16 protein-coding genes and 1 pseudogene are annotated in these 12647 nt (G+C 43.8%); all 17 read right to left on the reverse strand.

Going from position 1 to position 12647, the window contains the following annotated elements; all coding sequences use genetic code 11:
• Positions 1-3: 3 nt before the first annotated feature.
• Positions 4-210 carry a helix-turn-helix domain-containing protein gene (locus EFA47_RS14660; RefSeq protein WP_008789334.1) on the reverse strand — a complete coding sequence of 69 codons (207 nt, stop codon included), beginning with the start codon at positions 208-210 and terminating at the stop codon, positions 4-6.
• 198 nt (positions 211-408) lie between these two features.
• Positions 409-744: a helix-turn-helix domain-containing protein gene (locus EFA47_RS14665; RefSeq protein WP_122643965.1), complete on the reverse strand. Its 336-nt coding sequence runs from the start codon at positions 742-744 to the stop codon at positions 409-411.
• A 714-nt stretch (positions 745-1458) separates the two neighbouring features.
• Positions 1459-1950: pseudogene (metG, locus tag EFA47_RS14670) on the reverse strand (methionine--tRNA ligase subunit beta); the annotation flags it as partial.
• A 166-nt stretch (positions 1951-2116) separates the two neighbouring features.
• Complete coding sequence (locus EFA47_RS14675; RefSeq protein WP_016295844.1) at positions 2117-3349, reverse strand: tyrosine-type recombinase/integrase; 1233 nt, start codon at positions 3347-3349, stop codon at positions 2117-2119.
• A gap of 42 nt (positions 3350-3391) precedes the next feature.
• Positions 3392-3562, reverse strand: coding sequence for a condensation domain-containing protein (locus EFA47_RS19925; RefSeq protein WP_016295843.1), 171 nt, complete (start codon positions 3560-3562; stop codon positions 3392-3394).
• A 107-nt stretch (positions 3563-3669) separates the two neighbouring features.
• Positions 3670-3879: a DUF6462 family protein gene (locus EFA47_RS14680; RefSeq protein ID WP_016295841.1), complete on the reverse strand. Its 210-nt coding sequence runs from the start codon at positions 3877-3879 to the stop codon at positions 3670-3672.
• 378 nt (positions 3880-4257) lie between these two features.
• Entirely contained in the window at positions 4258-4449 is a 192-nt protein-coding gene (locus tag EFA47_RS14685) for a helix-turn-helix domain-containing protein (protein WP_016295840.1), read from the reverse strand.
• Positions 4446-4856: a sigma-70 family RNA polymerase sigma factor gene (locus EFA47_RS14690; RefSeq protein ID WP_016295839.1), complete on the reverse strand. Its 411-nt coding sequence runs from the start codon at positions 4854-4856 to the stop codon at positions 4446-4448. The genes EFA47_RS14685 and EFA47_RS14690 overlap by 4 nt, the downstream gene beginning before the upstream one ends.
• A 223-nt stretch (positions 4857-5079) precedes the next feature.
• On the reverse strand, positions 5080-5424 hold the full coding sequence (locus tag EFA47_RS14695) for a helix-turn-helix domain-containing protein (RefSeq protein WP_016295838.1): 345 nt from the start codon (positions 5422-5424) through the stop codon (positions 5080-5082).
• A gap of 169 nt (positions 5425-5593) precedes the next feature.
• The gene (locus EFA47_RS14700) at positions 5594-5956 is read right to left on the reverse strand and encodes a hypothetical protein (RefSeq protein WP_122643966.1); all 363 of its coding nucleotides are present in this window, start codon (positions 5954-5956) and stop codon (positions 5594-5596) included.
• Between the two features lie 19 nt (positions 5957-5975).
• Positions 5976-6896 (reverse strand): ParM/StbA family protein, encoded by a 921-nt coding sequence (locus EFA47_RS14705; RefSeq protein WP_016295836.1) that lies wholly within the window; start codon positions 6894-6896, stop codon positions 5976-5978.
• A gap of 133 nt (positions 6897-7029) precedes the next feature.
• Positions 7030-8088 (reverse strand): DUF3854 domain-containing protein, encoded by a 1059-nt coding sequence (locus EFA47_RS14710; protein ID WP_122643967.1) that lies wholly within the window; start codon positions 8086-8088, stop codon positions 7030-7032.
• 73 nt (positions 8089-8161) lie between these two features.
• Positions 8162-8539, reverse strand: coding sequence for a DUF4313 domain-containing protein (locus EFA47_RS14715; RefSeq protein WP_122643968.1), 378 nt, complete (start codon positions 8537-8539; stop codon positions 8162-8164).
• 72 nt (positions 8540-8611) lie between these two features.
• On the reverse strand, positions 8612-9370 hold the full coding sequence (locus tag EFA47_RS14720) for a hypothetical protein (protein ID WP_023042409.1): 759 nt from the start codon (positions 9368-9370) through the stop codon (positions 8612-8614).
• Positions 9371-9383: 13 nt separating this feature from the next.
• Entirely contained in the window at positions 9384-9827 is a 444-nt protein-coding gene (locus tag EFA47_RS14725) for a hypothetical protein (RefSeq protein ID WP_164690018.1), read from the reverse strand.
• Between the two features lie 14 nt (positions 9828-9841).
• Entirely contained in the window at positions 9842-12013 is a 2172-nt protein-coding gene (recD2, locus tag EFA47_RS14730) for an SF1B family DNA helicase RecD2 (protein WP_122643970.1), read from the reverse strand.
• A gap of 105 nt (positions 12014-12118) precedes the next feature.
• Positions 12119-12643 (reverse strand): DUF7768 domain-containing protein, encoded by a 525-nt coding sequence (locus tag EFA47_RS14735; protein WP_122643971.1) that lies wholly within the window; start codon positions 12641-12643, stop codon positions 12119-12121.
• Positions 12644-12647: the final 4 nt, after the last annotated feature.

A 12647-nucleotide genomic window follows, 5' to 3' on the forward strand; every position in this document is an offset into this window, starting at 1 on the left:
GTATCATTCGTCTAATATGACTTCACATACATCGCCAATATCACAATGAAATACTTTGCAAATTCTCATAAGAACATCAAGGGATACTGTTTCATTCTTATTTAACTTTGTTGCAACGGAAGATGAAATCTCCGCTGCACGCATTAAATCTTGTCTTTTCATTTGATTATCTATCATAAGTTTTTGAAGTTTATTATAGCTTATTCTCATCTGCAACGCTCCTTCGTATTCTCCGTCCCTTTTGGTTACAGTTACTTATTTGACATTATACTATAAATAATCTGTTTTTTCAAGATATAAAGGTTTGTTTGCAACTCATATCCACCAAGATGTTACTTTTCCAAAACACCTAACAGCAATTCAAAGCCAAAAAAAGAAAGTCCGTCGATTAAGACAAACTTCTGTGTTTTATGGAAGTATTTGCTTTGACTGCTTCACAAGTGTATCTATGACTTCATAAATTCTGTTTCTATCTTCAGGAGCAAGTTTTTCGAGTTTCTCATTCAGCATTGAGTTCTTGACTGTATATCCCATTTCCAGAACGTCTGTAAGAACCATATCCGATGATACACCCAAAGCACTTACTATCTTTATGAAAGTTACGAGTGACGGAATTTCCTCTCCACGCTCAACCATACCAATATAATTTGTTGTCAAACCTGTTTTCTCTGCCAAATCTTCTTGTCGCAATTTCTTTGCAAGTCGGAACATCCTTATATTCTTGCCGATTGTATCGAGTTTCATCACACCACCTCTTTTAGTGTGTTTCTATAACTAATAGTATAGGTTAAGTCAATTTCAAATCTCACGCACTCAAAGGAAGTCAAACCAACTATTAGTAATTTAGCTTTGTAAAGTCATCTAATTCCAATCCCTTTAATGCTTTATTAGTACTCATATTCCAAAGTTTCGTTGCTTTCTGATTAAAAAAGTAAGTAATATACTCAATCTCCACTAATTCCGACAACGACGATAAATCTTCAACACCTTTGTTTTTCCAAAAGGATATGACTTTGAACTGTTTTCCATATTCATTTATTAAATACTCGAAAGTCTTTTGCTCAAGTCCTGATATAATAATTGATTTTGCATCGGGATACTACCTAATAGTATCAATCTGCTCTATTGTAATTTTTCCTCCGTCAACATCTTTCTGTCTTAAATCTATATCATATCCATTTGTACTCGAAAAATTATCAATATTTATTGACATTATCTTACCTCAATCGCATGGAAATACAATTCAAATAATTCCGTTTTGCATTTCTGCCCATTCAGAAAATGGGCAACTCGGATTGGAATTGCCCACTCATTGTACTAATTATGCAATTTTTTCTTACTTACACCGATTTCTGCATCAAATGATGTAAGTTTGATGTAAACCGCTGTTTTTTATGAAATTTGTAAAATGAAGTACATCCCGTTTTGTCGGGTAAAACGGTACATCCTTACATCATCTTAGTACAGCTTCGCCCCTGCCGGGATCCGGTTATCCACCATGAGTAAATTCAGTCCCTCACGACCATCTTCTTCATGTACCGCTGAAATCAGCATACCCTCAGAATCAATGCCCATCATCTTTCTAGGCGGCAGATTTACGATTGCAATCGCTGTCTTTCCAATCAACTCTTCCGGATCGTAATACTCGTGAATACCGCTTAAAATTGTGCGTTTCCGGTCTGTTCCGTCATCCAGAGTGAACTTCAGAAGCTTCTTAGACTTCGGTACTGCTTCACATTCCAGAATCTTTACAGCACGGTAATCGGACTTAGCAAAGGTATCAAAATCAATCATTTCTTCAAATAATGGTTCGATTTTTACGTTGGAGAAATCAATTTTGGCGGCTGGTTTTTCCTCCGTTTTTACCTCTGCGGCAACTGCCTTTTCCACTGCCTTTTCCGCCTTCGCCTCACTCTTCTTAGGGTCAATGGACTTCATTGTCGGGAAAAGTTTTCCACCCAACTTACATGCCATCATATCGGTTCAAATCCTTTCATTTCCTTGCTTCCCCATTCTTCACAATGCTTCGTATTACATCAGGGAAAAAAGAAAATTGTTGTCAAACTGTTGTCTTCGCAGAAAGTTTGTTGTCAGCTTCTCACGCTGAGAACCCTTCCTAAAAGATGTCCAATTTTGATAAGTTTTCAAAAGATTCTTGCTTCTTTTGATCAGTGGCCTCGGCATAGATATCCATCGTCGTTTCGATATTCCGATGGCCCATAATTGCCTGAATCACTTTTAAATTTGTTTCATGCTCACAGAGTCTTGTACAAAAGGTATGCCTCAAGTGATGACAGGAGAAATCTGGAAGAATAATCGGCTCTCGCCGCTCACGCTTAGCATTGATAACCTCTTCCGCATTATACCCACTGATAATTCGCTTGATAGTACGATTCACAGCCTGCGGATTTAAAACTGAGCCAAAACGATTGACAAATACAAAACCAGTCATTCCATCAATCTCGGTCTCGTTGAATCCTGTTTCTTCCTGCTCCTCGTGCTCCATGTGAAAAGCATCACGTACAATATCAAGCATAGGGATCGTTCTGATACCGGCCTCCGTTTTCGGCTTTGATATCCGCAGAACAGACTTTCTCGATTCTCCAACTGGGTAATAAACCAGACTGTGATTAATACTCAGAATCCGATTATCAAAATCAAGATCATCCCATCGAAGTCCCAGTGCTTCTCCAATTCGGCAGCCAGTTCCAAGCAAAACCGTAAATAACGGCCACCAATGATAATACACTGGGTGATTGGAAATATACTCCATAAATGCTCTTTGCTGCTCTCTCGTTAAAGCATGTCTCACGCCTCTTGTCTTATCTGCCTTCTTGCTGACTTCCTTCATAACTCCGTCTGACGGATTTTTCCGAATGATTTCATCTCGAACCGCCAATTGGAATGTCGGGTGAAGCAGGGTATGAACTGAGTCCAGCGTCCCTAACGATAACTTTTCCTTTTTAAGCAAGTAGCAGTAAAACTGGAGTACGTCCGAATACTTAATGTCTGCGATTTTCTTCTTACCGAAAGTATGTCTGACAAAGCGATTATACATGTAATCGTAATTGCTGCGTGTAGTCGCCCGCAAATCATACTTCGTAGAGATATACCGATCATAGGTATCATTTATGGTGGCCTTACCTGCAACATACAGATCCAAACCATCCAATTGATCCTTCATCAGCTGCTTTTCTTTTTCTCGAAGCGTTGCCAAATCCTGCGCGTATATGGACCTACGCCTGCCCAATGGATCCGTATAGGTGTACATATACCGCTTGTCTGATGCCCTCTGTACTTCTCCTTTCCTGAGTGCTCTTCCCCGCTCATCTTTCCGTGTCTTTGCCATGTCTGTTACCTCCTTCAATAATGAAGAAGGGACTCACAGCACTTATTTTTGCTTGGACAAATACTCTTCCAAACTTCGCAGGGCAACCTCTGTCTTTGTCATCTTGTGTTCAGCAGCATACCTGGTCAACTCATCATAGGTTTTGTCTGATAACCGAACCGTAATGGATTTACGCTTTGCGTTGTCCACCTTCGGTCTACCCATTTTCGTCATACCGCTACCTCCACATGTATTTTATTATACTTATTGTAAGACAGAAAGTCAAGCCCTAAAGCACATAAAGTCCCTTTATGTAAAAAAGCCATAAAGCACCACCCACTTCAAAATTCTCGGAATGACTCCAAAAACTTTTCAAAAATTTCGCAATTAACTAAAGCAATACCATCAATCTTATAGACAGCCTTTGCCTCCTTTGCGAGTTCCTGAAACTTTGTCAGTCCAAGGCTGTATTTCTCCGCTCCTTCTTTGTAGCGCACAAACTTTTTTGCATACTGCTTCGTCTGCTCTACATCTTTCCTTTTGTAGCCCATAATCAGCCTCCTTACTATAAAAAATAATTTATTTCAAAATAACCGCCTCCTTCTCCGTCTGTGGCTGCAGATCCATAGATATCTCATCTCCCCGCCTGCCTTATGGCCGGGCCGCGAATTACGGAAGTATCATTATCCCCGGCCGGATCATTGCGTTATACGGGTGCCGCCCGTATATCAGTGCTCATGGTTTTGCTCGCCACACAAACGGATAGCCGCTTCTCGGTTCGGGAACGTAGAGTTGGAAGCTATGAAGTTGTCAAGGTGCCATGGCATGGGGATGCCTTTACCTATAAAAAGCCTCATCATCTCTCAAATCTCGAACAGAATTTATAAAAACATGAAAACGGCCTCAGAAAAACCTGAGACCGTCTTCGCCTAAATGACAAATTTTGAAATATTGAGCGCGATATGTATCAATAGATACTGTCTTAAATCTTCATCTATCTGACCGTCAATTTTACTATGTTTATCAATTAACGGTGCATACAGCAAAAATAGTTGCTCCAGAGCCTCATGACTGCCGGAAACTGCCGCCTGAAGCATCTTTTCAAATTCTATGCGATTCAAAATTTATCACCGTCCTTTGTCAATGCTATGCGCAGCTTCTTCAATGCCTGATAACGCTGGTCGTAAACATGCTGCGGAGAACAATTTAATAGCCGGGCAATTTCCTCCGGTTTTCGCTCCTCCACAAACAGCATTGTCAGTATCTCCTGCCGTTTTATTGGCAGTTTTGCAAACGCCTCTGCCAACCGTTCCTCTTCAAAATCAAAAGCAGATCCTGATATTCCACAATGTGAGGTTTGTTCAAGAACAGATAAAGCGCTCTCTGGTAATTCCTCAATTGAAACTGTATCTACCTTGGGTTTCTCCCGTTCCAAATATTTGAGTCTGGCACGGTAAACTGTAGTTTCCAGCCAAACTGTAAATCTGGCTCGCAGCTCGTCACGTTCAGACTTCTGCTGGTGGTTCATCTTTGTACCTCCTTACGGGGCACACCACCAGGGCAAAAGTCAAGGCACGCCGTGATGGCGTGCCTTAATTTTCTCGACTTGTTACCTTTTTGCAGCTGTCAATGGTTTAATCCAATGGGACCACCTCCTTGTATTCAGATAACAAAAAACGACCATACTGCACTTTCGTGTAGCATAGCCGTTCTATAAAGCGTAAACTTTTTTCTGTTTGGTTATATGCGCATTATTCATCTGTTTGACTGAATTTTTCAATGGTATTCAAAAATTCAGCCAGACCTTCGCAAGCGTATACACGCTGCTTTACCGGATACTTCTCAATACGTTCCGCAATCTCTCGCAAATAGACCTTCTCAGGTTCTGAATAATACTCTTTGAGCAATTGATCTACTGTTACTGAAAGAGCATTTGCAATCCGTACAATCATATCCAGACTTGGAATCCCTCTCGCATTTTCTATTTGGCCGATATGGCTATTCCCGCAATCACAGATCTCCGCCAAATCTTCCTGGCGCATTCCGCGCATTTGTCGGTACTTCCGAATATTCTTGCCTAAAATAACATAGTCCATGGTTTTACATTCTCCTTACATTTCTATTTTATATAATCTGACAATGGAATTGAAGAACTTGATATTCCAATATACGCACTATAAGTGGAATATCAACTCATTTACATGGACTTTTTTAATTTTCAAGCGTTAAAAAGCCATTGTTGAACCTATTAAATGCACTGTCGGTCTATGAAAACATATCCAGGTTGTCCAACATCTGTGCAATGTCTGCCTCCAGAGTATCTGTCTTACTCTCCTCTGAAAAAACCATCTGGGGTTCGTCACGGCGAACCGCTGCAAGTCTTTCCTCAACAATGCGCCGTATGATTTCCTCAATTCCATCTCGATTATAGCCAGGTGTTAGCTTGACTTCTATTTTACAATGTGCATCCTGTAAATTCGGGTTAGAATCAAGATAATCATTCAAGGCTGCAACAACAACCGCACTTTTCCTGTTTCCCAGCCTTTCGAGCAACTCTCCAGCCCTTACCTGTTCCTCTGAATCTGCGCTAAATTGAAGCGAGAAGCGGTATTTTCCATCCTTTTTCATTATATTGTCCCTCCGTCCCTTATCCAAGTGGACGAAGAGAAAGCGTTTTCCTGCCCAACATTTCATATCCCAGCGCATTCGCATTCGGAGATTCCACAAAATCCGCCTTTGCTACCAGAGGCGAATTTATCAGGAAAGGCCTTAAAAGTATACTTCCCCCTCCGATAAAAACTGCCGGATTAGAACGCAAATCCACTTGCAATTCTCTAAGCTGGTTCAGAATATCCTGTGCATGTAACTTCGTCGCTTCACGAATTGTCTCCTTGACATCCTCCGGCAGAATGGTATTCTCGCACTGAAGCACTGCACTAATATGCTCATCTTCGATACGCATATCATGAAGCGCACCAACCTTTCGTATGATTTCATTGTTCATAGTAATAATACCAGTTTCCAGGCTCCGGCAAAACTGCAAATCTGGTTTTCCATTCTTCAAGAGCAGCACATCGGTGGTATAACCACCAATATCAACGATAAACATACGAACCGTATGAACCACCAGACTGCTCTGGGGAATAACAGCGGCATATGCCTGCGGGAACACCATAACACGGTCTATCTTAATGCTGTATGGCCTGTCACCATAAACAAATTTGATAATTCCGTCTCTTTTGAAATAATTGGCGAATCTGTCTTTTAAAGCACCAAAATGCTCAGGTGGTAGTCCAACAGCCAGCTGAACCTGTTCGACCGGCGTATAATTGCCTCCATTCTCCAGCTCTTTGGCGATTGCAAATAATGTCAGGATGAAATAACGGTCATCCTGGGTTTTGTCCCTCATATAACTCAGACGGCGTCCACTCAAAGTCCAGTATTTTCCTCCATACTCCAAAATCTCATCTGTCATGGGTGGCTTAACCGTGTGCTCAGAAAGCCCGGAAATGAAAGAATGGTTTGTAGTCTTAATGGCGTAGTTGCCGTGGTCGATTGCGATTAACATATGTATACCTCCTGCAAAAATTATTCTTATATTTATCATTACACGATTCGCCATGCGCATTTACAACTTTTATACGCATTCGATTCAAAAAACGCGCGAAAAAAGGGTGAAGCATTTTTGCTCCACCCCAGTTTTAATGCCTCTTTTGAAAACAATATTCCCAGATATAATCATCCAGTCCCTTATAGCGTGGATCCCACAGGTAAGTACCGAACTGAAATCCCATATTGCCAAGAAGACTGAGAAGATTGTTGTAACCGTTTTGTACATGGTAGTTGGTCGCAAAATCCATATCAAAAGCAGTCTTAATCTCTGCACCCCCTTCTGCACGTAAATCGCTAAGGGTTGTTTCAAGCTGTGTCAGAGAATTAACCCCAGGAACCGCCAGCACTGTCAGACCAGTCAGTGCATGAATCACGTCAGCTTTCATAGGACCTTCTGTCAGCACCAGCATAGGCCTAACCGGGCCTGCAAGATGTGTCCACCCTTCTGCAGGGCAACCATCCGGTCGCTCCGTACTGGATACCCAGCGAAATTTTCTCTTTTTCACTTTATCTCTGCGTATCTGAAGTCCCTGAATCCTTCCTTGCCGATCCCTCATTGGAATTAAGATACCGCGCTCTTCATGAATAAAAGTCCATGTACCGCTTTCATTCCTATAAAAACCAGGAACCCCAGCTAAGTACATCCCTTCAGATTGAAGTTTATCGGCAATCGCTGTCATACCGACCACAGGTGTTGTTCTATATCCAAGCCGAATAATATCATCCTCCGTCAGCCCTCTGCCAAGCAGGTTCTCTTTATGGTCTGCCGCCAGCGTCAGCTTATCAAGCAGCGCACTGTATGTGGCATGACGGGTATCAACATCCGTTATTGGGCATTCAGGCTTTGCCTGCGGCTGTATCCTCTTTTGGGGTTTAGGCCGGTGATCAGGCATTCCCAGTTTCTCAACCAGAGCTTTTCGCACTTTGTCACGCGGAACTCCGGTATATAAGGAATACAGATCAAATATACCACCATATATTCCGCACCGCGGACAGCGATACACTTCTTTTTTCAAATTGATGTTCAAATGCTTTTTCCGTGGGTTTTCGTCACAGCAGGGACACTGCACATAATAGGAGCTTCTTCCAGACGGCGGCATCGGGATTCCCAGCAGCGAAACAACATCGCTCATATGAAATATTTCCATGCTGCCTCCTTTCCTTTTTCAAATTTGCGGGGAACAGCACGCTGTCCCCCGCTTCTTCTCATTGCTGTTTTCCTTATAACCCACAGTTTTCCTTAAATGACGCAACCCCTGTAGGATCGTATTCCGCCAGCTTTTCCAGATCAAATGCCACCGCCGCATATCTGCCGTATCCAGATTTCACGGTATATGGCAACACCTTTCCCAGCTTGTTCTCCCTGATAAACCTTAACAGGTCTTTGCTGATATCTCCGTTAATAAATGCTTCGTTATCCTCCAGATCATAGGCCGGTAGGTTGACCGTCATATCTGCAAAGGGTTCCGGACCATCTTCTCCGTAATTGATCATACCGATGTGCAGCCGCCCGCCATAAGCATATTGATTGACATGCAGCGAGACCATTTCATCTCCAAACTCCCATTTGAAACGAATCTTTTTTGTTTTTTTACACATTTTTTTGTCCTCCTTTTCGTCTTGTTCCCGGTTAGGGGATGACTGCATGAATCCCCTGGTCTTTAGCGCCTGTTATGCAATTGTCTGTTGAAGGGAAAATTCACAAATCAGCTTCGCGGCAGCTTTAATTTCCTCGCCGCCAGTGAATTTCGTTGCCACCCATTTAATTGCACCAGGATCCAGCGATAATACCTCGCCAAGCGTTTTCCCGCTGAATTTTGAGATTGGGCAAGGCACATTCATTGCCTGTGCCAGCTTTTCTTCTGGAGTCAGTTCCTTTTGCACCGGTTCATTTACAGTGTATTCCTCTTGTGCCGGTTCCGGTTTTGGTTCTGACACCTCGTGTTTTTCTGCTGATTCTGTTTGAGGTTGAGCGGCGGAGATTCCCAGCTCATCCACAGCAGAAGGCTCAAAATCTTCACCTGCCATAGAAAACTGAAGTCCAAAGCCTGCATTTCGTAGAGCAATTCCAACAGCAGCAGTCTGTGCCCATTCCCGTGGTGAAACCGAAGGTTTCTCCTCACAATATCCTCTGGATGCCGTCGCTTCTGCCAGATAACAGTCTGCTGCATCCTTATAGTTTGGATACACGCGAGCTGTTGCCACAAAGCAATCCTTTGCAGAATTCACCTGTACCGCAATGCGTCCTTCCGGATATTTCAGACGGAACCACGCCATCTGAATCATGACCGGGAGGCGCTTACGCACCTCTCCGGTTCCCAGATCTGTATAATCCACAGCAAACGGCGTAGGATCAAATCCATCCACCTGATGAATAGTTTCGATTTTGGCGAGCATTGCCGCCTTCTCATTCGAGTTATTCTGACTCATTATTGTAGCCTCCTTATAAATTGATATATGTGTTCCGATACTGCATCCAAACCGGCAGAATCGTATGAATATATTGACTGATGCTTGTTTTGTACTGCTCCTGTGTCCCTGCCTTAAAGCTGGAAAACCGCTTTCTGCCGTCCTGTACAACACGCTCAAAAGAACTGAGTGCTGTTTCACGACGCTTCTGGCCTTCTGCATCGGCTTTTAATCCGAATCGTCTTTCATTTAAGGTAAAACGTACATACGCATCTACCATTTGAAAGTGATAGCCCATGACCTTTGTATCCATTGTGATTGGCGCGGACTTACAAAAAGACTGAAATGTTTCCAAGACGCAAATGCGGTAATTCAGTTCCTGCATAATCAGCAAATCTTCCGGCGGAAGACTGTTCTCGGCAATCTGGGACCTGATAGAATTCTGTTTCTCAAGATATTGATCTAATATTGTAGCCATAGCTGCTCCTTTCTTCAAGCAAACCCCTGCAGCCGCTTAGCGAGGCAGGTGCCGCGTTTTTCTGTGTCAGTTCTTTTGATTGAAATACAAAGCGCCCTTTTTTCCCCGACAATGGTTACACGCTCTTTTCCTCGTGTAATTGCCGTATAGATAAGAGGCCTTGTCAGCATGATGGAATGGGCGCACTGCAGATTGATGATGACGGACTGGTACTCCGATCCCTGCGATTTATGGATAGTAGAGGCATAACCTAAATCCAACATATCCAATTCACTGGAATCGTACTCTTTCATGCGCCCGTCACCAAAGTCCACATGAACTGTAGTGTCATCGCCAATGCGGATAATTTTTCTGATATAGCCGATATCGCCGTTATTGACATCATCATGGTTTTTGATCTGCATAACCTTATCCCCACACCGAAATTTTCGATTTCCGAAAACAACCTCCGGCTTCTGTGCATCCGGCGGGTTCACCTTCTCACGCAAGTGCTCATTCAGCGCATTGACTCCGGTTTCCGTCTTTTGCCGGTATGGCGTAAGCAGCGCCACGTTATCGACCCCATATTTCTCAGTTTCCCGCAGATAGAGATCGACAATGAGTTTGGCAGAATCAGAGAGTCTGGGAGAATTGATAAACTGAAAGTCGTCCCCATACTCCAGACCCACATTCCCATGGCGGATCAGCTTCGCATTTGTCGCGATGCGGCTTCCCGCATTCTGACGAAATACCTTGTCCAACCGCACAACTGGGATACATCCGCTGGCAATCATCTCACTGAGCACTGCGCCGGGCCCCACCGAGGGTAGCTGATCTGCATCGCCAATCAGCACCATCTGTGCGCCATATTTCACTGCATCAAACAGATATCCGGCCAGATAAACATCCAGCATGGAAATCTCATCTACCACAATCAGATCTGCAGTAAGCGCTTCGGGTCCATCATAGTCTCCGTCCTCATCCGCCATCAGCCCAAGGGCTTTATGAACGGTTGAAGCCGGAACCCCGGTTGCCTGCTCCATCCTCCTTGCTGCCCTACCCGTAGGGGCACAACAGCAGATTTCACTTTTGGGATTGTTTTTTTGATAAATATCTAAAATGGCACGTTGTATCAAAGTCTTTCCTGTTCCAGGTCCACCAGTGATAATGGAAAGTCCCTGCGTCAGAGCCATCTTTACCGCTTTGCGCTGCTCCGGTGCAAACTTCATTTTCAGTTTCTGCTCCTCTGCATCTATGGCGGCATCCAAATCCCCATAGCTGTGCATTTTCCGGTGCTTCATCTGCTGATGAATGGCAGAGGCAAGTTGTTCTTCTACATGTGCAGTTTTTGACCTGTACACATTGCCCTGATATGACACCAACTGTCCGCTGAAAACCAGCCTTGCGGCGCGATTCGCCACCATTTCTAAAGTCAGTGCAGGCGTATCCAGAATTTTTAGACAAGCTTTCACAAACTCATGTTTCTCCATACAGAGATGCCCTTTAGCTTCCGCATCCGCCAGCGTATACAGGAGTCCTTCATCCACACGCTCGGTCGATAGCTGGTCAAACCCCATGCTCATAGCAATATGGTCTGCCGTCTTGAAGCCAATCCCGGCCATGTCGCAGAGCTGGTAGGGATGGTTTTTTACAATATCCATCGTCTTTTCCCCATACTCTTTGTATAGGCGTACCGCTCGGTTCGGCGTAATGCCATGCGGTGACAGAAATGCCACCACATCCCGGGCGCCACGATTAACCAGATAAGAATCATAGATTTTTTTCAGTTTTATCTCACTGATACCTGGTATGGCAAGAAGCCTTTCCGGTTCTTTATCCAGTACCTCCAGTGACTGCTGGCCAAAAACTGCGTAAATTTTCTCCGCTATCTTGGGACCAATCCCTTTAATCTGCCCGGAAGAAAGATAGGCAATGATGCCTTCCTTCGTCGGTATTACCACTTCGTTGTAACTCTCCACTTCAAACTGGACGCCAAATTTGGGATTTTTACTCCAATGCCCAAGCATGTCGTAGCGCAGATTGCTTGATGTAGGTAAGCAATATCCCACTGCTTTCACCTGCGTAACCGTGTTCCCTGTGCTATCTTTGATCTTTTCACATGGATGGTAGAGTGCAATCATATAACTGCTGGCATCAACAGCCGTAATACTCTGTGGATATATGAGCCTATCAAATTCACATAGCAAAATTTTTACTCCTTTCTCTGAGTCGTGTTATAGATACAAAAAACTCCCGAATCGTATCCAAAGATACAACGGGAGTTTTTTGTGAAGCTGCAGCCAGTTGGTCTTTCATCGGAACATCTCCGCATTTTCAAGATATGACAAAGGAGCGGAGATACCCATCAGGAAATTCTCCCTGTCCAGGCGAACTTTCCGCTTATCGCAGCCACGCTTTGTCAGTTCCTTTTGTACTTCCAGGTATACACCCTCATCAAAAGCAATCATCGGTATCTTCAGGCGGATTGCATGGGCAATTTCCCCACGCATCCCACTGCTGATCCGGTTACCGCATATCAGCAGGATATCGCTGCCTTTCAGCAGTTCCAGACCGAACTGAAGGGCAAGCGCTCTATCAGATGGAATATTGTCGCAAAGGATCATCGGGAGGTACGCATGTGGCGCACTTGCGTTCATACGCATCTTTTTCATGGCATAGAACATATACGCCCTTGTCGCCTGCATGTTCTGTGCAATCCCTTCATTCGTGTCTGCACTGAGCGGCGAGCAGATATACGCCCTTTTTTTGCACCTGTCATATGGCAGGAACTGATAAACCAACTCCTGCTCCCAACCTTCATAATAAATGTTTTCCATTATG

It is taken from the genome of Luxibacter massiliensis (assembly GCF_900604355.1).
Classification (GTDB): Bacteria; Bacillota; Clostridia; order Lachnospirales; family Lachnospiraceae; genus Luxibacter; species Luxibacter massiliensis.

What these genes read in the sequence shown, in the direction of transcription:
- EFA47_RS14660 (WP_008789334.1), bottom strand. Translation starts at nt 210, where the DNA reads ATGAGAATAAGCTATAATAAACTTCAAAAACTTATGATAGATAATCAA.
- EFA47_RS14665 (WP_122643965.1), bottom strand. Translation starts at nt 744, where the DNA reads ATGAAACTCGATACAATCGGCAAGAATATAAGGATGTTCCGACTTGCA.
- EFA47_RS14675 (WP_016295844.1), bottom strand. Translation starts at nt 3,349, where the DNA reads ATGGCAAAGACACGGAAAGATGAGCGGGGAAGAGCACTCAGGAAAGGA.
- EFA47_RS19925 (WP_016295843.1), bottom strand. Translation starts at nt 3,562, where the DNA reads ATGACGAAAATGGGTAGACCGAAGGTGGACAACGCAAAGCGTAAATCC.
- EFA47_RS14680 (WP_016295841.1), bottom strand. Translation starts at nt 3,879, where the DNA reads ATGGGCTACAAAAGGAAAGATGTAGAGCAGACGAAGCAGTATGCAAAA.
- EFA47_RS14690 (WP_016295839.1), bottom strand. Translation starts at nt 4,856, where the DNA reads ATGAACCACCAGCAGAAGTCTGAACGTGACGAGCTGCGAGCCAGATTT.
- EFA47_RS14695 (WP_016295838.1), bottom strand. Translation starts at nt 5,424, where the DNA reads ATGGACTATGTTATTTTAGGCAAGAATATTCGGAAGTACCGACAAATG.
- EFA47_RS14700 (WP_122643966.1), bottom strand. Translation starts at nt 5,956, where the DNA reads ATGAAAAAGGATGGAAAATACCGCTTCTCGCTTCAATTTAGCGCAGAT.
- EFA47_RS14705 (WP_016295836.1), bottom strand. Translation starts at nt 6,896, where the DNA reads ATGTTAATCGCAATCGACCACGGCAACTACGCCATTAAGACTACAAAC.
- EFA47_RS14710 (WP_122643967.1), bottom strand. Translation starts at nt 8,088, where the DNA reads ATGGAAATATTTCATATGAGCGATGTTGTTTCGCTGCTGGGAATCCCG.
- EFA47_RS14715 (WP_122643968.1), bottom strand. Translation starts at nt 8,539, where the DNA reads ATGTGTAAAAAAACAAAAAAGATTCGTTTCAAATGGGAGTTTGGAGAT.
- EFA47_RS14720 (WP_023042409.1), bottom strand. Translation starts at nt 9,370, where the DNA reads ATGAGTCAGAATAACTCGAATGAGAAGGCGGCAATGCTCGCCAAAATC.
- EFA47_RS14725 (WP_164690018.1), bottom strand. Translation starts at nt 9,827, where the DNA reads ATGGCTACAATATTAGATCAATATCTTGAGAAACAGAATTCTATCAGG.
- EFA47_RS14735 (WP_122643971.1), bottom strand. Translation starts at nt 12,643, where the DNA reads ATGGAAAACATTTATTATGAAGGTTGGGAGCAGGAGTTGGTTTATCAG.